The 19,191-nt window shown below is 63.4% G+C and carries 18 protein-coding genes; 11 read left to right on the plus strand and 7 right to left on the minus strand.

What is annotated here, in order from left to right:
* Positions 1-35: 35 nt before the first annotated feature.
* From DAES_RS01385 to DAES_RS01410, 6 genes are all read left to right on the plus strand, one after another.
* The gene (locus tag DAES_RS01385) at positions 36-374 is read left to right on the plus strand and encodes a hypothetical protein (RefSeq protein WP_049776362.1); all 339 of its coding nucleotides are present in this window, start codon (positions 36-38) and stop codon (positions 372-374) included.
* A gap of 2 nt (positions 375-376) precedes the next feature.
* A complete protein-coding gene (gene radA / locus DAES_RS01390) occupies positions 377-1,702 on the plus strand; it encodes a DNA repair protein RadA (RefSeq protein ID WP_013513247.1) in 1,326 nt (441 codons plus the stop codon).
* A gap of 176 nt (positions 1,703-1,878) precedes the next feature.
* Complete coding sequence (locus DAES_RS01395; protein WP_013513248.1) at positions 1,879-3,219, plus strand: hypothetical protein; 1,341 nt, start codon at positions 1,879-1,881, stop codon at positions 3,217-3,219.
* A 40-nt stretch (positions 3,220-3,259) separates the two neighbouring features.
* Positions 3,260-4,693 (plus strand): ATP-binding protein, encoded by a 1,434-nt coding sequence (locus tag DAES_RS01400; protein ID WP_236608443.1) that lies wholly within the window; start codon positions 3,260-3,262, stop codon positions 4,691-4,693.
* Between the two features lie 20 nt (positions 4,694-4,713).
* Positions 4,714-5,490 carry a hypothetical protein gene (locus DAES_RS01405; RefSeq protein WP_013513250.1) on the plus strand — a complete coding sequence of 259 codons (777 nt, stop codon included), beginning with the start codon at positions 4,714-4,716 and terminating at the stop codon, positions 5,488-5,490.
* A gap of 52 nt (positions 5,491-5,542) precedes the next feature.
* Positions 5,543-6,010, plus strand: coding sequence for a LysM peptidoglycan-binding domain-containing protein (locus DAES_RS01410; RefSeq protein WP_013513251.1), 468 nt, complete (start codon positions 5,543-5,545; stop codon positions 6,008-6,010).
* A gap of 243 nt (positions 6,011-6,253) precedes the next feature.
* Here DAES_RS01410 and DAES_RS17885 read toward each other — a convergent pair whose 3' ends face one another.
* The 3 genes from DAES_RS17885 to DAES_RS01420 form a co-directional block, all read right to left on the minus strand.
* Positions 6,254-6,757 (minus strand): tyrosine-type recombinase/integrase, encoded by a 504-nt coding sequence (locus DAES_RS17885; RefSeq protein ID WP_236608444.1) that lies wholly within the window; start codon positions 6,755-6,757, stop codon positions 6,254-6,256.
* Between the two features lie 19 nt (positions 6,758-6,776).
* Positions 6,777-7,391, minus strand: a complete 615-nt coding sequence (locus tag DAES_RS17890; RefSeq protein WP_236608445.1) for a site-specific integrase — start codon at positions 7,389-7,391, stop codon at positions 6,777-6,779.
* Between the two features lie 573 nt (positions 7,392-7,964).
* The gene (locus DAES_RS01420; protein WP_013513252.1) at positions 7,965-8,924 is read right to left on the minus strand and encodes an integrase domain-containing protein; all 960 of its coding nucleotides are present in this window, start codon (positions 8,922-8,924) and stop codon (positions 7,965-7,967) included.
* Between the two features lie 1,108 nt (positions 8,925-10,032).
* Between DAES_RS01420 and DAES_RS01425 the strand changes: the two genes are divergently transcribed.
* The 5 genes from DAES_RS01425 (at position 10,033) to DAES_RS01445 (ending at position 14,872) form a co-directional block, all read left to right on the plus strand.
* Positions 10,033-11,454, plus strand: coding sequence for an ABC transporter substrate-binding protein (locus DAES_RS01425; RefSeq protein WP_236608446.1), 1,422 nt, complete (start codon positions 10,033-10,035; stop codon positions 11,452-11,454).
* 61 nt (positions 11,455-11,515) lie between these two features.
* Positions 11,516-12,508 (plus strand): ABC transporter permease, encoded by a 993-nt coding sequence (locus tag DAES_RS01430; protein ID WP_013513254.1) that lies wholly within the window; start codon positions 11,516-11,518, stop codon positions 12,506-12,508.
* Positions 12,505-13,344 (plus strand): ABC transporter permease, encoded by an 840-nt coding sequence (locus tag DAES_RS01435; RefSeq protein ID WP_013513255.1) that lies wholly within the window; start codon positions 12,505-12,507, stop codon positions 13,342-13,344. Before DAES_RS01430 ends, DAES_RS01435 begins: the two co-directional genes overlap by 4 nt.
* A 9-nt stretch (positions 13,345-13,353) precedes the next feature.
* Positions 13,354-14,277, plus strand: a complete 924-nt coding sequence (locus DAES_RS01440) for an ATP-binding cassette domain-containing protein (protein ID WP_013513256.1) — start codon at positions 13,354-13,356, stop codon at positions 14,275-14,277.
* Complete coding sequence (locus tag DAES_RS01445; protein ID WP_013513257.1) at positions 14,270-14,872, plus strand: ABC transporter ATP-binding protein; 603 nt, start codon at positions 14,270-14,272, stop codon at positions 14,870-14,872. Before DAES_RS01440 ends, DAES_RS01445 begins: the two co-directional genes overlap by 8 nt.
* Before the next feature lie 21 nt (positions 14,873-14,893).
* On the opposite strand, the gene hydF is transcribed toward DAES_RS01445, so the two are convergent.
* The 4 genes from hydF to DAES_RS01465 are packed head-to-tail and all read right to left on the minus strand — an operon-like array spanning position 14,894 to position 19,185.
* Positions 14,894-16,129 carry a [FeFe] hydrogenase H-cluster maturation GTPase HydF gene (hydF, locus tag DAES_RS01450; protein WP_013513258.1) on the minus strand — a complete coding sequence of 412 codons (1,236 nt, stop codon included), beginning with the start codon at positions 16,127-16,129 and terminating at the stop codon, positions 14,894-14,896.
* Positions 16,119-17,117: a [FeFe] hydrogenase H-cluster radical SAM maturase HydE gene (gene hydE, locus DAES_RS01455; protein ID WP_013513259.1), complete on the minus strand. Its 999-nt coding sequence runs from the start codon at positions 17,115-17,117 to the stop codon at positions 16,119-16,121. The genes hydF and hydE overlap by 11 nt, the downstream gene beginning before the upstream one ends.
* Entirely contained in the window at positions 17,114-17,746 is a 633-nt protein-coding gene (locus DAES_RS01460; RefSeq protein WP_013513260.1) for a hypothetical protein, read from the minus strand. Before DAES_RS01460 ends, hydE begins: the two co-directional genes overlap by 4 nt.
* On the minus strand, positions 17,743-19,185 hold the full coding sequence (locus DAES_RS01465; protein WP_041271535.1) for an aspartate ammonia-lyase: 1,443 nt from the start codon (positions 19,183-19,185) through the stop codon (positions 17,743-17,745). The genes DAES_RS01460 and DAES_RS01465 overlap by 4 nt, the downstream gene beginning before the upstream one ends.
* Positions 19,186-19,191: the final 6 nt, after the last annotated feature.

A 19,191-nucleotide genomic window follows, 5' to 3' on the forward strand; every position in this document is an offset into this window, starting at 1 on the left:
TGTTTTTGTCCGGTGTCGTGCCTACAGGTGACGCCGTGGCCGAACCCGGCAACATCGCGGGCTCCTATGCCGTGTCCGGGTGGAATCCCGGCAGCGACACGACCGGGCCGCCGCAGTATCAGGGCATTGCCGAGCTGACCGCCTGGGGCGACGCCTGGAAGTATCGCGGGTTCATGGACGGCACCGCCTATGTGGGCGTGGGCGTCTTTGACCCGCTGGCCAAAGTTCTGAGCCTGTCGTTCCGCAGCGAGGATGGCTCTGAATCCGGCGTGACCACGCTCAGAATGGTCGGCGACAGGTTTTCCGGGCACTGGGTGTTTGCGGGCGTGGGCAACGGCATATTGGGCGCGGAAACCTGGACCCGGAAGCCGTAGCCGTGAAGACCAGGGAAGCTTACCGCTGCGCGTCCTGCGGGGCGCAGTCGCCGCGCTGGCAGGGGCAGTGTCCGTCGTGCCGGGAGTGGAACACCCTTGAGGCCGTGACCGTGGCCCGCAAGACTGTGGGCCCGTCGGGCGCGGCATCGGCCCAGGACACGCCCCGACTGCTGGAGGACCTGGAGGCCGAGGATCTGGCCGCGCGCACCTCGGGCATGGAGTCGCTCGACGCGCTGCTGGGCAGCGGGCTGGTGCCGGGCGCGGCCATTCTGCTGGGCGGCGAGCCGGGCATCGGCAAGTCGACCCTGCTCCTGCAACTGGCGGGCAGTCAGGCCCGGCTGGGCCGCACGGCGGTCTATCTTTCAGGCGAGGAATCCCTGCCCCAGCTCAAGAGCCGGGCCGAGCGGCTCGGCCTGCTCGGGCCGGGGCTCCTGGCCATCGCCACCACCAGGGTCGAGGACGCCCTGGCCGTGCTCGACGGGCCCGAGCCGCCCGAACTGCTCATCGTGGACTCGGTCCAGACCCTGGCCTCGCCCCTGGCCGAGGGCATCCCCGGCTCGGTGGGACAGGTGCGCGCCGTGTCCGGCGAGCTGGTGGAAAAGACCAAGAAGACCGGGACCACCCTGATCCTGGTGGGCCATGTGACCAAGGACGGCCAGATCGCCGGGCCCAAGCTCCTGGAGCACATGGTGGACACGGTCCTGTACCTGGAAGGGGACCGCAAGCATTTCTCGCGCATCCTGCGGGTGCTCAAGAACCGGTTCGGCCCCAGCGACGAGCTGGTGGTCTTTACCATGAACGAGCGCGGGCTGGAGGTGGTCGAGGACCCGGCCACGTTTTTTCTGGGCGCGCGCGACCCCAGCCTGTCGGGCACGGCCATGGCCCTGGCTGTGGACGGTCAGCGCCCCTTTGCCGTGGAGGTCCAGGCCCTGGTCTCCAAATCCTTCCTGTCCATCCCGCGCCGCACGGCCCTGGGCTTTGACACCAACCGGCTCAACCTGCTCCTGGCCGTGCTTGAAAAGCGGCTGCGCCTCAACCTCGGCGGCTACGACATCTACGCCAAGATCACCGGCGGGCTGGCCTCGCGCGATCCGGGCCTGGATCTGGCCGTGGTCTCGGCCATCCTGTCGTCCTTCTACGACCGCCCCCTGCCGGAGATGGCCGTGTTCTGGGGCGAGATCGACCTGAACGGTCAGGTGCGGCCCGTGGCCGCCCACGAGGTGCGCCTCAAGCAGGCCGGGCGGCTGGGCCACGGCCCGGTCTGCCACGCCGCGGCCTGCCCGACCCTGGCCGATCTGCAACGGCTGCTGTTCGGCAGGCGGGAATAGCAGGCGCAGCCGGGCGTTTTTTTGCGAGGGCGGACAGGGAGACGATGCGGGCGCTTCCCTTTTTTGAGAATGCTGGTATTGTCCCATAATCCCGTCAACTGACGGCGAAGGGCAAGGCGTGGCCGCAATGGGCCGTTGCCCGGCAGGGACCGCGAACAGAACAGAGGGAGGATATCATGGCAGACATGCTCGACTGGACCGGCGCCAGTCTGGAAAACCTGGATATGGCCGCTTTCGAGGCCAGGGCGGACGAGATGGCCGCCCGGCTGGTCGAGGAGACCGGCGCGGGCAGGCTTCCCTTTCTGAGCATGCCCTATGCGGCGGCCCTCAAGGAAGATCTGGCCCAGCTCAAGGATTTTATCAAGGCCTTTGACCACATGCTCCTGCTCGGCATCGGCGGCTCGGCGCTCGGCGCGCGCGCCCTGCAGCAGGCGTTCTTTCCGCAGCAGGGCCAGCCGGGCCACAGTGGCCCCTGCCTGTGGATCGCCGACAACGTGGACGCCTACGCCCTGGAGGCGTATCTGGCCAAGCTGCCGCCGGAAAAGACCGTGGTGGTGACCGTGTCCAAGTCCGGCGGGACCATCGAGACCGTGGGCCAGTATTTCATCCTCAAGGAATGGATGCACAGGCGGCTGGGCGACGCGTGGTCCGAACACATGCTCCTGGTCACAGACGAGAAACAGGGTTTTCTGCGCGCCGAGGCCGGGAAATATGGGATCACGACCCTGCCCGTGCCCGACAACCTCGGTGGCCGCTATTCGGTGCTCTCCGCCGTGGGGTTGATCCCGGCCCTGTTCCTGGGCATGGACATCGACGCGCTCATGGCCGGGGCGCAGGAGGTGGCCACCCCGCTGGCCGACCCGAAGCTCACGGGCGAAGAGCTGGCCGCGCACGGCTCGTTCCAGCTGGCCGCCTGGGGTGCGGCGCTGCTTGAAAAGGGCTTTGATGAGATGATCTTTTTCGCCTATATACCCCTGTGGGCGAAGTTCGGCGACTGGTTCGCCCAGCTCTGGGCCGAGTCGCTCGGCAAGGAGGGCAGGGGCAGCCAGCCCATCCCGGCGGTGGGCGTCACGGACCAGCATTCGGTCAACCAGATGTTCATGGACGGTCTGCGCAACAAGGCGTGCCTGTTCCTGACCTGCCCCAGCCTGCCAGCCGGGCCGAAGTTTCCCATGGACCTGCCGGACCAGTTCGCCTATGTCCGGGGTCGGGATTTCGGCGACCTGCTCCAGGCCGAGGCGCTGGGCACGCGCATGGCCCTGTCCGACAGCGGCGTGCCGCTGGTGGAGCTGCTCATGGGCGACGACGGCCCCAGGCAGGCGGGCAAGCTCATCGCCCTGCTGGGCGCGGCCACCATCATGACCGGCTGGCTCATGGGCATCAATCCCCTGGATCAGCCCGCCGTGGAGCTGGGCAAGCGGCTGGCCAAGGCCCGCATGAACGCGGACGGGCTCACCGAGGAAAAGGCGTCGCTCAATGCGTTCCTCACGGCGGATCGGGACATGCGGGAATTCTAACGCAGTGACAACAGTCGATCTGATCGGCTGACCGGGGAGTTTGCATTCGTTGACAAACCATCGCGACAGCGGCGGCAAGCCGCTCCAGTTCGTCAAGGTCATTTCCTGGAGCCTGTTCGCCATCATTCTCGGATTCAGCCTGCTGCTGTCCGTCTTCATCTCCAAGTATGCGGAGCAGACCCTGCTGGACAAGCAGGAGAAGTTCGGCCTGCTCCTGGCCGAGAACGTCAGCCATCAGGTGTTCACCCGGTTCGTCATGCCCACGGTCATGCGCTACGGGGGCATCAGCCTGCGCCAGGAAGAGCAGTTCAAGACCCTGGATCAGGTGGTCCGTTCCACGGTCCACAGTTTCCATGTCACGTCGCTGCGCATCTATGACCCCGAGGGCGTCATCACCTACTCCCTGAACAAGGACGAGGTGGGAGAGAATGGATCTGCCCTGTACATGGTCACCCGTACCTGGGAGACGGCCCGGTTTACGCCCGAGATCCTGGCCAAGGTCTCCAAGTTCGCCTCGCTCTTTCGGGTCAGCCTCAAGCCGGGCAGCCTGACCCTGCGCGCCTACTACCCGCTTCGCGCCGAACGGTCCCTGACCGACATCTCCGAGAACCCGATCATGGGCATTCTGGAGTTCACCCAGGACATCACGCCCGATTTCATGGCCATGCTCAACTTCGAGCGGCTGGTCATCGCCTTTTCGCTGGTCACCTCCATGGTCCTGTTCTTTCTGGTCCTGGCCGTGCTGCGCCGGGCCGAGCGGCTGAGCAACGCGCAGTTGCGCGAGAAGGAGCAGCTCATCTTCGAGCTCCAGCAGCAGGAGAAGCTGGCGGGCATGGGTCGCATGGTGGCAGGCGTGGCCCACGAGATTCGCAACCCGCTTGGCATCATCTGCTCAAGCGCCGAGCTGATTCTCAAGAAGGCGGTCAATGAGCAGAGCCCGCACACCCGCATCCTCCAGGCCCTGCACGAGGAGGCCAAGCGGCTGACCCGCACGGTGGGCGAGTTTCTGGACTACGCGCGGCCCAAGAAGCCGACCATGGCCGATGTCAACGTGGGCCGTCTGCTCGATCAGGTGGCCGTGTTCATGGAGCCGGAGTGCGAAAAACTCGGCGTGACCATAGACCGCGAATACAGCGGCGACCTCTCGGCCAAGGGCGACAAGGATCTGCTCTACCGCGCCTTCTACAACCTCATCGCCAACGCGCTCCAGGCCATGGACAAGGGCGGTCAGGTCTTCCTGCGCGCGGCGCGCGAGGAAGGGCGGCTGCATGTGACCGTGCAGGATACCGGCCCCGGTTTCGCGCCGGAGCACATCGAAAAGGTGCGCGACCCGTTTTTCACCACCAAGGACACCGGCACCGGGCTGGGGCTGGCCCTGGTCTCCGCCATCCTGGAGAGCCACGGCGTGGAGATGCACTTGAGCAATGCGGACGACGGCGGGGCGCGGGTGGACATCATTTTTCCGGCAGTATAGCAGGAGAGCGGAGGCGAGCGATGTCGAAAGCGTGGATTCAGGCCAAGCATCCGGAGTTCGTCCGGGATCTGTTCAAGTTCTTCTGCCAGGCGTGCGAGCTGCTGGAGCACCAGATGGCGTCCTTTGACGCCGATGGCACCGTGGAGTTCGAGGTGCTCAGGGACATCGTGGGCACCGAGATGGACAAGGGCCTCCTGTGGCGGATGAAGGACACGGCCCACCATGTCTTTCGCAACGATCCGCATGTGCATCTGGGTGGCAGGTTTCTCGACTGGGCCATCGGCTACATCTTCCACGAGACGGTCAAGCTCAAGGAGGACGCCTACCAGAAGCAGAACTATGCCCCCTGGTTCCACACGCTGATCAAGGGCGATCCGGACAGCTCCGGGGCCGAGAGGGAAATAGCAGAGCAGCTTTTCCAGATCCTGAGCCAGACCGAGGAATCCATGTTCCGCGAGATCGCGCGCATCCGGTTCATCATGGCCAAGTGCCGCCAGCTGCTGCCGAGCTACCTGCACCGATACAGCGACAACGTCCTGCTGGCGCGGTACATCTTCTCGCAGAACGGGCTGGTCATGGCTGTTTTCAAGGACGAGTACGACGCGTTGATCCGAACCATTTACGGCGAGGAGACAGAGCGCATGTACGTGCTGGCCAGCCAGAGCCTGCGCCTGGGCGGCTGGATGGACGAGGCGGCCCAGGCCGTGGAAAAAGCGCGGCAGCAGAATCCAACCAGCAAAATTGTGTTGCAAGAAAAGAAAATAATTGATAATTGGTCCGATGGAATGCAGGCGTGACCTGTGTGCTACAGAGGGTTTGAATAAGGAATTAATTCCGAGGAGGCAATCAATGAAGAAGCTGATTTTACTTGCAATCGCCCTGTGCCTTGTTTTTGCTTGGGGTTGTTCGAAGAAAGTGAAGACCGAGCCCGAAGTGGTTGTGGTCGAGGAAAAGGAAGTCATCGTCGAAACGGCTGTGGTGGCCGATCCCATGGATGTCTACAAGGCCGAGTACGATGCTCTGCCCGTTTCCCACACCGTGACCAAGGGCGAGTGCCTGTGGTGGATTTCCGAGTACAAGCACGTGTACAACGATCCTTTCATGTGGCCCATGATCTACAAGGCCAACCGCGCCCAGATCAAGAACCCTGACCTGATCTACCCCGGCCAGCAGTTTGACGTGCCCCGCTACGGTTTCGACCTGGAAGAGGTCAAGGCTTCCCGCAAGGACGCCGGCGCCCCCTGGAAGGCTCTTGAGCCCGGCCAGGACGCCATGATCCCCGCCGAGATGCGCGCCGCTCTCGGATACAGCTTCTAGGTTCTGCTTCCCGCGCATATATTGTCCGCCCATCCCGCAAGGGGTGGGCGGACTTTTTGTGTCTACGCCAAGGGGGCATGGGCGTGGGCGTGGGTGTGGGTGGAAGATTCCGGGGGGAAAACTTTTGGAAATAGCCGCCACCTTGTGTGGGACTATCGGCTCTTACCTTCTGTTTTTCAACGGGTTGCGACCGATTGGTCGCAGCCCGTTGATCTTTGTGTGTGACTACCGTGTGTGAATCCGTCAGGCAACCCGGCGGCTTTGCGCTTCATAGATTGCCATGGCGTCCCGTTCCACGTTCCGCAGCTTTTCCAGATAGATCTCGGTGCTCCGTCGGTCGGCATGCCCCAGCAGATGCTGAATGCCCGAGATGAGCGCGCCGTTGTTGTCCATCACCGAAGCACCCGATGCCCGGAAGCGATGGAACGAATAGTAGCCGACACCGGCCTTCCTGCACGCCGTCTTGAGCATGGTGTAGCGGCCCTTGGTGTAGGGCCCGTCCACCATCCGTTTCAGCTTGTGGCTGTAGCTGCGGCACCAGAACACCCATTCCTTTTCAGGGTCGCGCCTGGCATACAGTTCACTGAGCACCTCGTACAGCTTGTCGGTCATCGGCACCTGCCGGAGCACGGGCTTTCGGTCCTTGTTCTTGAAGGTCTTCAACTCCACGTACCGGTCCTCGAAGTTGACCCGCTTCCATTTCAACCGATGCACCTCGACGCTTCGGGCCAGGGTCTCGCGGATCACCCACAGGTATGGTTGGTCTTCAGGTTTGGCCGCCGCAATGATCCGGGCCCAGGCTCCTGGGAATTCGGTGTTCCCCTTCTTTTTCTTGGGCCAAAAGGCTTTGAAACGACTCCAGCCCGGCAAAGGGATTGTCGGCGATGAACCGCTGTCCCCTTTTCATGGCCCAGGCGAACGTTGCCCGCAGTAGCCGCAGGTCGGCATTGGCCGCCAGGGGCGTCGACGACCTGGACCGGGACAGCAGGTAATCGTCAGCCATTCTGCTGGTAATGGTGCTGCACGGCACATCGCCGAAGTGCTTGAGCAACCGCTGGGCGGCGTAGCGGGTGTTCTTGTAATACTGGGTCGAAAACGAGCGCTCCTGCAATGTGTCAAGTCGCCTGTTGAGCATGTCAAGCAAGCCCATGTCGTTCCTTTCGGCCATCTTGTCTGCCTTCGCCACCTCCTTTTTTCTTTGCGCCTGCGCCGCCTGCGCTTCGCGTTTTGTCCGAAACCACGCCTTGGTGTAGCGCTTGCCCTTCACCATGAAGTCGTACCGGAACCCTTTTCCGGCTTTGGAATAGATGGTCATAAATGTCCCTCCGGGAAGGGAAGAACCATGACCCACCGCGTTTGACGCCGCCGATGTCTTCGGCATGGTCGTAGACCCAGTCCACGCTTTTGCCCAGATAGTCTGGGACATCCTTCACGGTGAGTATGCTCAGTTCCGCTTCGTTGTCAAAGCCCACTATTCTTCCCCGGTCTTTTCATTGAATCTCTCGCCCTGTCCGCCGTGAGCCGACATGGATTGTCGCCCCACAGGTCAGTTTGACACTCCCGGAATATGAAAACGCAAGCTCGGCAAGGGGGAAAATATGAAAAAGTGACAGTTTTCCCGGTGGGCATTTGGGCCTCTCGGCTGCGAGCACCATTTTTGGTGCAGACACCGACACCATCGGCCAGATGCCAGAGCGCTGCCGGATTGAATGAACGAGTCAATCTTAACCGCTGCGTTTCACGACCTCATCTGGCAAAAGTGAAATACGTTCCCAGGTAGCGGACCTCATTTGGCGATAGTCCTTCCCTCCTGTCGGCCCCAAGCCGACTGGAGGGAAGGACGGTTCCATGGAGGAGACACAGCGCCCGAGCGCTGTGTCTCCTCCGTGGAACCTCGCGCCCAAAACCTCGCGCCACATAAGAGGAAGCCCCACCGGAAATGGCGGGGCTTCTTCTAACGGGAATTACCAAGGTAGGCATCGGACACATCCCGCCTTCCTGCGGAATGTCCTGCGGTCACTTCAATGTCGTCACGGGCTTCAGCGTCGAGCCTGGGCCATTCGTCCCCTGCCGTGTCCTGTGCGGCCTTCTGGAAGGCTTCCACGGATTCGTGCTGGTTGGGCGGCTGAAAACCCGTGTGCTCGACGTACATGCGGTGGAACCGTTCATGGCGGTTGCTGTGCAGGGTCCATCCGCTTTCTTTCTTGGTGAACCCGCACAGCCTGGCCGCATAGGACAGCTTTTCCTGCCACTTGTCGCCCATCCCTTCAGGCATGAGATTATGTATCCCCGCCCTGTCGGATTGGCTGACCCAAGGTAGCGCACGCTCCAGAGCATCCTGCTGCTTGTCGGACAGATTGAACAGCGTCCTGGGCCGTCCCCCCTTGGTCCCGTACCGGACAAGCAGGCTGCGGCCTTCCCTGTCCCAGTCCGCGACCAGATCGACTTTGGCCGATTCTTCCCGGCGCAACCCCAGTTCCCATTGCAAACGGATCTGAGCGGCGCACCGGGGGCCGTATTCATAACCATGCTCGTTTTCCAGCTTGTCGATTGCCCCCTGCACGAAGGCGGGGGCAACCGCTTTGCTATTGGCGTTGGCAATGCTGCCCCGCCGAACGTCGAACACATCATTGGTCGGGCTGATGCCGATATTCCCGTAGGCTCGGCAAAGGTCGCGGGCCGCCGAAAAAATTTCGGCGATGCGTCCGTCACCCTTGCCTTCGTCTTTCATTTGCCGCGCAACCGCCGCAAAATGCTTGTTCGTGATGTTGGTCCATTTGCGAACCCCGAACCCTGCACGGCGAAGCCGCTTTGCAAAGGCCTTGGCGTTCTGGCGGATCCTGTATTGTTTCGATTTGGGGCCGGACAGGGTTGCCCTGTTCGCGCCCAGTACCAGACTGATGGATTTTGTCATGGATTTCTCCTTCAAGAATAGTTCGGGGCAGCGCCCCGGGACAAAGCAGGTCGGACCTTCCCCGTTTGCCGGGGAATGACCTGCCTATGGCGCGAATGCGCCACACAACAACCGACACGAGACAAATCAATGTCCGTTTCCCACAGAAGGAAAAATCCTGAGAATCCATTCAATAAAGGGTGCCACCACGCAGGCTCATTCGTCCTGCGCATAGATTGGTGGCCGTGGGGGAATTGCGACAACGGCAGATTTCTAGATACCTGTCGTTTGTCCGGCGGGGGTGCTGTGTTCCAGCCTAGTGTTTGGATGTGAAAGCGTGCCGTTTGGAAATGAACGGCGAAGAAGTGTTTGGTGTTACGGCATGTTAGTGCCTACTTAAGCGTTCATCAGTTTAGACTTCGTCAAAACTTATGAACGCACCTTGGTTGCGTCATACCTCCTTCTCGTTACGAAATTATCCAACGGATATGCCCTACCATATGACGCCCCCAGATCAACGCGCAAGCTCCGGCGAAGGGATATTTGCTCCTCCCGCCGTTTTTTCCGCGAGCGTGACGCAAGCAGCCGAGATAGCAAGGCCAGGCCCTTCGGGCGACCGGCTCTGGCCGGTCGGCCTTGCCATCTCGACTTTGCTAGCGTCGTCATCCACGCAGGCGACGGCGAGAGGGATGGCGGAGGCGGCTCCGGCTCAAGGGATTGATGCCATGCTCGATCTGAGTTTGTTACAATTACACTAACTCGACTGGTTACTCGGTAAACCAACTTTCTGTTTTAAATGTATAATTTGTTCATTTCCGATGGTAACTTCTCCGAACTGGCCACGTTGCAATGCACGCCTCCCCAGAGAGGAGAACATGTCTTGATTGTGTTATGATATTGACAATCGTAGCATGTTCAGAATATGTTTTGATTAGTCATACTTAAAAAGGATGGAATGATCATGAAAAAGTGCCTCCTAAACATTTCTGTGCATGTCTTGTTTGCTCTTGTGTCATTCGCTCTCGTCAGCCCAGCTCTGGCAGTAAAAGATACTCTTGTCCTTGCCGTTGGGGGCGAAAGCGCCGAGGGGTACGACCCGATTCTGGGATGGGGCGTCTACGGCAACCCGTTGTTCCAGAGCACTCTGCTCAAGCGTGACGCCAAGCTTCAGATCATCCCTGATCTGGCCGAATCCTGGTCACTTTCCGATGATCGCATCACCTGGACCGTGACCATCCGCAAGGATGCGGTCTTTTCCGACGGCACACCGCTGAGAGCCTCGGATGTGGCCTTTACCTTCAACAAGGCTCTGGTGGCTGGCGGCAACATCGACCTTACCCCTCTGGACCGGGCCGATGCCACGGGCGATTTCACTGTGGCGCTGACCCTCAAGGAGCCGGACATCACCTTCATGCAGCACATGATCACCCTGGGCATCGTGCCGGAGAAGGGTTACACCCCGCAGTACGGTCGCAACCCCATTGGTTCCGGCCCCTACAAGCTCGTGCGCTGGGACGAAGGCCAGCAGATGATCGTCGAGGCCAATGATTTGTATTATGGGGAGAAGCCCGCCATCAAACGGCTCGTATTTCTGTTCTCCGGCGAGGACGCGGCACTGGCCGCCGCCCGCGCCGGGCAGGCGGACGTGCTCGGTGTGCCATCCAACCTTGCAGGGCAGGCCATTCCCGGCATGCGGCTGCACGTGGTCAAGAGCGTGGACAACCGTGGGCTCATGTTCCCCACGGTCCCGGATGAGGGCAAGAAGACCCCCAAGGGCGTGCGCATCGGCAACACCGTGACCGCCGATCCGGCCATCCGCAAGGCCGTCAACTACGCCATCAACCGCGAGCTGCTCGTGTCCGGTGTACTGGACGGCTACGGCAACCCTGCCTTCGGCGTGGTGGACAACCTGCCTTGGGACAACCCGGCAATCCGCTTCAAGGACAATGATCCGGACAAGGCCAGGGCGATTCTCGACGCCGCAGGCTGGAAGGACAGTGACGGCGATGGCGTCCGCGAGAAGAACGGCCTCAAGGCCGAGTTCACCATCGTCTACAACGCCAAGGATTCCCTGCGCCAGGGATTGGCCCTGGCCGTGTCCGACATGCTTCGCCCGGTGGGTATCACCGCCATCCCCAGAGGCGAGAACTGGGACCGCATCAAGACCGAGCTGACTCACTCCAACGTGGTGGTCTACGGGTTCGGCGATCACAGCCCCCTTGAGATGTACAAGCTCTACCACACCCCTGGCCCGGAACCCATGTACTGGAACGCCGGGTTCTACTCCAACCCTGTGGTGGATGGCTATCTGGAGCAGGCCCGCGCTGCAGAATCCTTCGACGCGTCCCTGCCCCTGTGGCAAAAGGCGCAGTGGGACGGCACAACAGGCTTTACCACTCCGGGCGACGCGGCCTGGGCCTGGATGGTCAACCTCGACCACACCTACTTCGTGAACACCTGCCTGGACGTCGGCCAATCGCAGATGGAGCCCCATGGCCACGGCTGGCCCATCACTGCCAACATCCACCAGTGGAAGTGGATCTGCAACTGATCGCAGTCATCTGGGCCGGAGAGGCACCCCCTCTCCGGCCATTTCAACCGAAAGGAACAGCATGCGATCCATAGCGCGTTTTCTGGCCGCCAAGCTTGCCCGGCTGACCCTGTTGCTGTCAGCAGTGGCGGTACTCTCCTTTGTACTGGTCAGTTTTTCGCCCGTGGACCCCATCGACGCCTATCTCGGACCATCCATCCTTAAAGTCTCGCCCGAGCAGCGTGAGCGCATTGCCGAGCGCTGGGGTCTTGACCGGCCCGCAACGGAGCGGCTGGCGCGCTGGGCCGGGCAATTGGCACGAGGCAACTTCGGGGAATCTACCATCTTCAACGAGCCGGTCCTTTCGGTCATCGGCAAACGGTTCGCGGCTTCCTTCTGGCTCATGCTCCTGGCGTGGTCTTTTTCCGGCGTGCTCGGATTCGCCCTCGGCCTGGTGGCCGGGGCCAGGGAAGGGAGCCGGGTAGACAGGGCAATCCGGCTCTATGCCTACACCATGGCCTCCACCCCGACCTTTTGGGTGGGCATGGTCCTGCTGACCTTCTTTTCCGTGCAGCTCGGCTGGACGCCTGTCTGTTGCGCCGGCCCGGTGGGCATGGACCCTGCGGATGTCCCGCTGCTCACCCGCCTGCACCACCTGCTGCTGCCCGCCGTGACCCTCTCGCTCATCGGGGTGGCCCAGATTGCCCTGCATACGCGGGAGAAGACCATTGAGGCCATGCACAGCGACTACGTTCTCTTTGCCAGGGCGCAGGGAGACACCACGCGCGGCATCGTCCTGCGCCACGCCCTCAGGAACGTCATGCTGCCCGCTGTCACGCTTCAATTCGCCTCTCTGGGCGAGCTGTTCGGCGGGGCGGTGCTGGCCGAGCAGGTCTTCTCCTATCCCGGTTTGGGGCGGGCCACGGTGGAGGCCGGGTATCGCGGCGACGTGCCGCTCTTGCTCGGCATCGTCCTTTTCAGCGCGGTCTTCGTCTTTGTGGGCAACATGATTGCAGACCTTCTCTACCTGGTGGTCGATCCCCGAATGCGCGACGCCGGAAGGGAGGGCGTGTGATCCTCTTCCAATCCATCGGGAGGGATCGCCGCTCCCGCACCATTGCCACCATCGCGGCCTGTCTGACGCTCTTTACCGCCGTGTTCCTGGGAGCCTGGCTCTATGGCGAACAGGGTGAGCTGACCCACCTCGGACTGCGCAAACTCCCTCCGGACTGGGCGCACCCCTTTGGCACGGACTGGCTCGGTCGCGACATGTTCGCCCGGACCCTCAAGGGGCTGCGCATCAGTCTGGGCGTGGGGCTGACCGCCGCGGGCTGCTCGGCCGTGGTGGCCCTGCTCCTCGGGCTGGCCGCCGCCACCATGGGCCGGGCCGTGGACACCGCAATTACCTGGCTGGTGGACGTGGCCATGGCCACGCCCCATCTGGTGCTGCTCATCCTCATCTCCTTTGCCTGCGGCGGCGGGGCCAGGGGCGTGATCATCGCGGTGGCGGCCTCCCACTGGCCGTCGCTTACCCGTGTCATCCGGGCCGAGGTCATGCAGATCCGATCCTCGGAATACGTCCGGCTTTCGGCGCGCCTGGGCAAGAGACCGCTCTACATCGCCCGCCATCACATGCTCCCGCATGTCGCGCCCCAGTTCATGATCGGCCTGCTCCTGCTCTTTCCCCACGCCATCCTCCATGCCGCCGGACTGACCTTTCTCGGATTCGGCATGTCGCCGCACACGCCCGCCGTGGGCGTGCTCCTGGCCGAGTCCATGCGCTACCTGTCCATGGGGTTGTGGTGGCTGGCGGTGGCACCGGGACTGGCTTTGGTGATTACGGTCAAGGCGTTCGATGTGCTGGGCAACAACGTCCGGGCCTTGTTCGACCCGCGTACCTGTCGCGAATAAGGATATCCCATGCTCGAAGTACACGATTTGTCAGTCAGCTTTTCCAGCTATTCCATCGGACTCCGGCGGCGCGACATCTGTGCCATCCGCTGCCTGGACCTGCGTGTGGCCGCAGGCGAGGTCATGGCCCTGGTCGGGCAGTCCGGCGCGGGCAAGAGCCTGCTTGCCCATGCCCTGCTCGGCATCCTCCCAAACAACGCCCGAATACGGGGGACCATCCGCTTCAAGGGACGCGAGTTGACCCCGAGCGAAACAGCCCGGCTGCGTGGGCGGGAGATAGCCCTGGTGCCCCAGTCCATGACCTATCTCAACCCGCTTCTGCGGGTGGGAACCCAGATCGCACGGGCAGCAGCCCTGAGCGGCATTCCCAAAGACCGATCGCACGACGCGGCCCTCGACTGCCTGCGCCGCTACCGCCTTGGGGACCAAGTCGCCGCCCGGCTCCCCTTCCAGCTTTCCGGCGGCATGGCCCGGCGTGTGCTCACGGCCAGCGCAACGGTGGGCATGGCCGATCTGCTCCTGGCCGACGAACCCACCAATGGCCTGGACAGGGACGTGGCCCATGAAACTCTGGATCACCTGCGCGCCCTTGCCGACACCGGCAAGGGCGTGCTGCTTATCACGCATGATGTCGCCTCGGCCCTGAGGGTGGCAGACAGGGTGACGGTTTTCTGCGGCGGCGTGACGGTTGAGGAGACCAGGGCCGATGCCTTCAACGGCAGCGGCGGGTTGCTTCATCCCTATTCGCGCGCCCTGCGTGAAGCCATGCCCGGCAACAGCTTTGTGAACGGACTGCCGCCTGAAGCCCGCGCATCGACCAACGGCGGATGTCCCTTCAGCGCCCGCTGCAACCTTGGCTGCGAGACCTGCCGGGAGCATCTGCCCGAACTGCGGCAGAAACAAGACGGTCTGGTGAGGTGCAGCCATGCTTGAGGCAAGCGGCCTTGCCTTCCGCTATGCGAAGAGCGACCCGTGGCTGTTCCGTGGCATTGACATCCGTATTGCGCCCGGCGAGATAGTGGGCCTGCCAGGTCCAAGCGGCAGGGGGAAATCCACCCTGGCAAAAATCCTTGGCGGGTATCTGCGTCCGGTGGAGGGGAATGTCCTCGTGAACGGACATCATTTACCGGACGGGGAGTTCTGCCCGGTACAACTGCTGTTCCAGCATCCGGAACTGGCCGTGAACCCGCGCTGGAAAATCGCCGACATCCTGCGCGAGGCAGGGGAGCCGGACAGGGCCATGCTGGATGTTCTGGGCGTGGACCCGACCTGGAACCACCGCTATCCACACGAGCTTTCCGGCGGCGAGTTGCAGCGGGTCTGTCTTGCCCGGGCCCTGGACCGCAGAACGCGCTACCTGTTGTGCGACGAGATGACCTCCATGCTGGACGCCCTGACCCAGGCGGGCATCTGGAAGGCGGTGCTCAGGGCGGTCCGCGAGCACGGGCTTGGCCTGCTCGTCATCAGCCATGATCACGCCCTCCTTTCAGGGCTGTGCCAGCGCACAGTCAGCCTCTTCGACAGCTGAACGCGCTCCGCTGTCTGACGGTCATCCGTCCATCAGACCAAAGGGGGCAGCCCTGAGTTCTGGAAAAGGCGCGATGATCCTGTCGAGCACGCCCTGGACCTTGGAGATGGCCACCCCGTAGTTGGTCACGGGCAGCCCTCGGCGGGCGCATTCATTGATGCGCCGGAGCATCTCGGTACGGCCCAGCATGCAGGCCCCGCAGTGGACCACGAGCCGGTACCGCTCCAGGTCGTCCGGGAAATCGTGGCCCGCGTAGACCTCGAAGCGCAGATCGCGGCCCGTGTACTGGGTCATCCAGCGTGGGATCTTCACCCGTCCGATGTCGTCGGCCACGTTGTGATGCGAACACGCCTCGCCGATGAGCACGGTGTCGCCGTCCTCAAGGGCGTCTATGGCGTCCGCCCCGCGGACGAGACTTGGCAGATCGCCCTTGTAGCGGGCGAACAGGGTGGAGAAGGTGGTCAGCGGGATGTCGTAGGGCACGTCCCCGGCCACGCTCATGACTACCTGGGAGTCGGTGACCACCAGGGCGGGTTTGCGCTCCATCCCGGCCAGGACCGCTTCGATTTCGCGCTCCTTGACCGTCACGGCCACGGCGTCGCAGTCCAGAATCTCGCGCAGCACCTGTACCTGGGGCAGGATCAGGCGGCCTTTGGGCGCAGCCAGATCAATGGGCACCACGCAGACCACCCAGTCTCCTTCGCTGATGAGGTCGCCCACCAGCAGCCGCTCCTGGCGAAATTCCAGAGGCGCGGCATCAATGATGGCCCGCTTGAGTTCGTCCGCCCCGGCTCCGGTCCTGGCGCAGACCGTCAGGCAGGGCGCACCCAGGGACCGGCACAGAGCCAGCTCCTCGGACGCGGGCGTGCGCAGGTCGGTTTTATTGAAGGCCACGATGCACGGGATGGACAACCCCTTGACCATGTCGAGGATGGCCCGCTCGTGGGCGGTGACGCCCTCCTCGCCCACCACGACAACGGCCACGTCAGAGCGGTAGAGCACCTTGCGCGTGGCCTTCATGCGCAAACCGCCCAAATCGCCGGTGTCGTCCAGGCCCGCCGTATCGTAGAAGGTCACCGGTCCGAGCGGCAGCAACTCGTAGTGCTTGGCCACCGGGTCGGTGGTGGTGCCGGGCGTGTCCGAGACTATGGCCGTCTCCTGACCGGTCAGGGCGTTGAGCAGCGACGATTTGCCCGCATTCCGGCGTCCGGCAAGGGCAATGACCAGCCGTACTCCGCGGGGCGCCTTATCCGACATGGCTCCCCCGTGGCGAGAACCCCTTGGCCGATGACGAAATGAACCCGCCGTCCCTGACGGCCTGGCGTGCCGATGCCAGGGACGGCCCGTCCTCGTCGGTCCCGGCGTTCTTGCCGGGATAGATGGCGTAGTCGCCCCGCAACGGCGCCGGAGTCATGGAGGGCATGAGCACGTTGCAGCCACGGGTCAGGGCCAGTGTGCGGCTTCCGGGGCGCAGTGCGTCCAGGGCTGAGGTGGCCGGAATGTTGGCCTCGGGGTTGAGGATGCGCAGCAGGGCGGTCATCCTGTACGACAGATCGACCGAACCGGGAGCGTTTCCGGCCATGGGGGTATCCGGGTTGGGCACGAACGGCCCCACCGCGATCATGTCCAGCCCCAGATCCGTGAGGAAGAGGATGTCGCGCAGGGCGTCCACGGGCGTGGTGCCAGGCAGCCCGGCGATGACCCCGGAGCCGACCTCGTAGCCCATGCGCCGCAACTCCTCCACCCGGTGCAGGCGGGCGGAAAAGTCCTCGCCCTGGCGCAGTTGCTTGTAGCGGGCCGGGTCGGTGGTCTCCAGCTTGAGCAGGCAGCGGTCCGCGCCGCATTCGCGCCAGTACGCGTATTCGTCCAGGCCCCGGTCGCCCAGGGAAAGGGTCACGGCCACGTCGTGGCGGGCCTTGATCTGCCGGACCAGTTCCCCGATGTACTCGGCGGTGTAGCTCGGATCGTCCCCGGACTGCAGCACCACGGTTCCTGCCCGCTGGTCCACGGCAGCCGCGACCGTCTCCAGGATGTGGTAGGCGCGCATGCGGTAGCGGCGCAGGGTGCGGTTGTCCGCGCGCAACCCGCAGTAGCGGCAGTGCTTGTTGCAGGTGTTGGAAAATTCCACGATGGCCCGGATGTAGACCTCGTTGCCAAAGACCCGCTGCCTGATTTCATGGGCATGGGCGAAGAGTGAGGGGTCGTCTGCCCCAATCAGAGCGATGAGAATGTCGTGTGCTTTCATGGTGTATTGGGTGCTGGGATGTCCCGGCGGTCTGGGTGTTGAAAGGAAAACGTCGGGCAGGCGCGGCAGGCGCACATGGCCCGGACGCACTCGTTGATGAGGCGGAAGGCGGCCACCTCCTCGCGGGAGGCCGAGGCCGGGGGCTTGCCGGTATCGGCCCAGCCGAGAAGCGTCTGCACATCGGCCTGGATCATGCCCCAGAAACCCTGGGGCGCATGAATGTCCGCATGGGCGTACTGGCCGAAGACGATGGTGTCGTCGATGACGAGGATGGGCAGGCACGGCAGCCTGCGGGCGGGATGCACACGCACCTGGCCCGGATGACGTGCGGCCAGCTCGCTGACAAAGGCGTGGGACGCGGCCACCTCGTCGTCAGCGGCCTGTCTCGATATGCCGAACCTGAGGGCCTCAAGGAAGGGGCGCACCCAGGGTTCGCAGCATCCCGGTTCCAGAACGATGATGTCGAGACGCTCGAAGCCCGGTTTTGCCAGGGCCGTCTCAAGGCCGTGGCGGTGGGGACGGGATCGGGCGAATGCCCCGTACACCGCCGCGTGCAGGATGATGCGCCGCTCACTGGCCGCGAACAGGCTGGGCGTGTCCAGGGCGTTGATGTCTGCCACGAGCTTCATCGGGGTTCCACTCCTTCGAATTCTCCGGGCGTGAAGCCGAGCTTGCACAGCCGTTTGGGGGATAGGAGCCTGTCCAGGGTTTCGGGCGAGGCCAGTCCGTCGAGTGCGGCCTGGTCGCGCACGCTGCGCCCGGCGGCTTTGGCCTCGGCCAGGAGCCGCTCCACCCGGTCGTATCCCAGCGCCGGGACAAGCACGGTGGCCAGCGCCCCACTCTGCTCCACCAGAAGCAGGCAGCGCTCCCTGTCGGCCAGGATGCCGTCCACACATCCGGTCGCCAGCCCCTGGCAGGCGCATGTCAACAGAGTCAGGGACTCAAGGATGGCATGGGCCAGGAGCGGCATCAGATGGTTGAGTTCGAGTTGGCCCATGGCCGCGGCCAGGGTCACGGTCTGGTCGTTGGCCATGACCCGCAGGGCGGCCTGGATGACCGCCTCGGGCATGACCGGGTTGATCTTGCCCGCCATGATAGAGGAACCGGCCTGGAGCGGCGGCAGTATCAACTCTCCGAGTCCGGCGCCGGGGCCGCTGGCGAGCAGACGCAGGTCCGAGGCGATCTTCATCAGGGTGGCGGCGCATGCCTTGAGCATGCCCGAAACCTCGACGAACACGTCCATGTTCTGGGTAGCGTCCACGAGGTTTTCGGCCCTGGACACGGGCAGCCCGGCCAGGGAGGCCAGAGTCCCGGTCACGGCCAGGATATAGTCGCGCGGCGCACCGAGCCCGGTGCCGATGGCCGTGCCGCCGAGATTGACCCGCTTGAGCCGCTCCCGACACTTGAAGATGCGCCAGCGATCCCGGGCCACGCCGTCGGCAAAGGCCCCGAACGACATGCCCAGCGTCATGGGCACGGCGTCCATCAACTCGGTACGTCCAGGCTTGACCACGTCGCGGAACTCGGTCTCCTTGCGCTGGAGCGACTCCTGGAGAGCGGCCACGGCGATTTCCAGGTCCGAGAGCACGGTCAGGACCGCCACCCTGAGGGCGGTGGGATACACGTCGTTGGTGGACTGGTGCATGTTTACATGCAGGATGGGATGGACCCGCTCCCAGTCGCCCTGTTCGCCTCCGAGCAGCTCCGCAGCCCGGCTGGCGATGACCTCGTTAAGGTTCATGTTGGTAGAGGTCCCGGCCCCGCCCTGAAACGGATCCACCACGATCTGGTCGTGCAGCGCGCCTGCGGCGATCTCGGCGCAGGCCGCGTCGATGGCCTGGCCGCGCTCCTCGGACAGATGTCCGAGGAGCGCGTTGGTCTGCGCGCAGGCCCGCTTGACCAGGGCAAAGGCGCGGATGAAGGCCGGATGCAGCCGGTATCCCGAAAACGGGAAGTTGCGCACGGCCCTCAGGGTGTGGATGCCGTAATAGGCGTGCGCAGGCACTGGAAGCTCGCCAAGGGCGTCGCGCTCCAGGCGGAATCTCGGTGCGGGCGAGGTTTTCGTCATGTGCCG

This window comes from Pseudodesulfovibrio aespoeensis Aspo-2 (assembly GCF_000176915.2).
Classification (GTDB): Bacteria; Desulfobacterota; Desulfovibrionia; order Desulfovibrionales; family Desulfovibrionaceae; genus Pseudodesulfovibrio; species Pseudodesulfovibrio aespoeensis.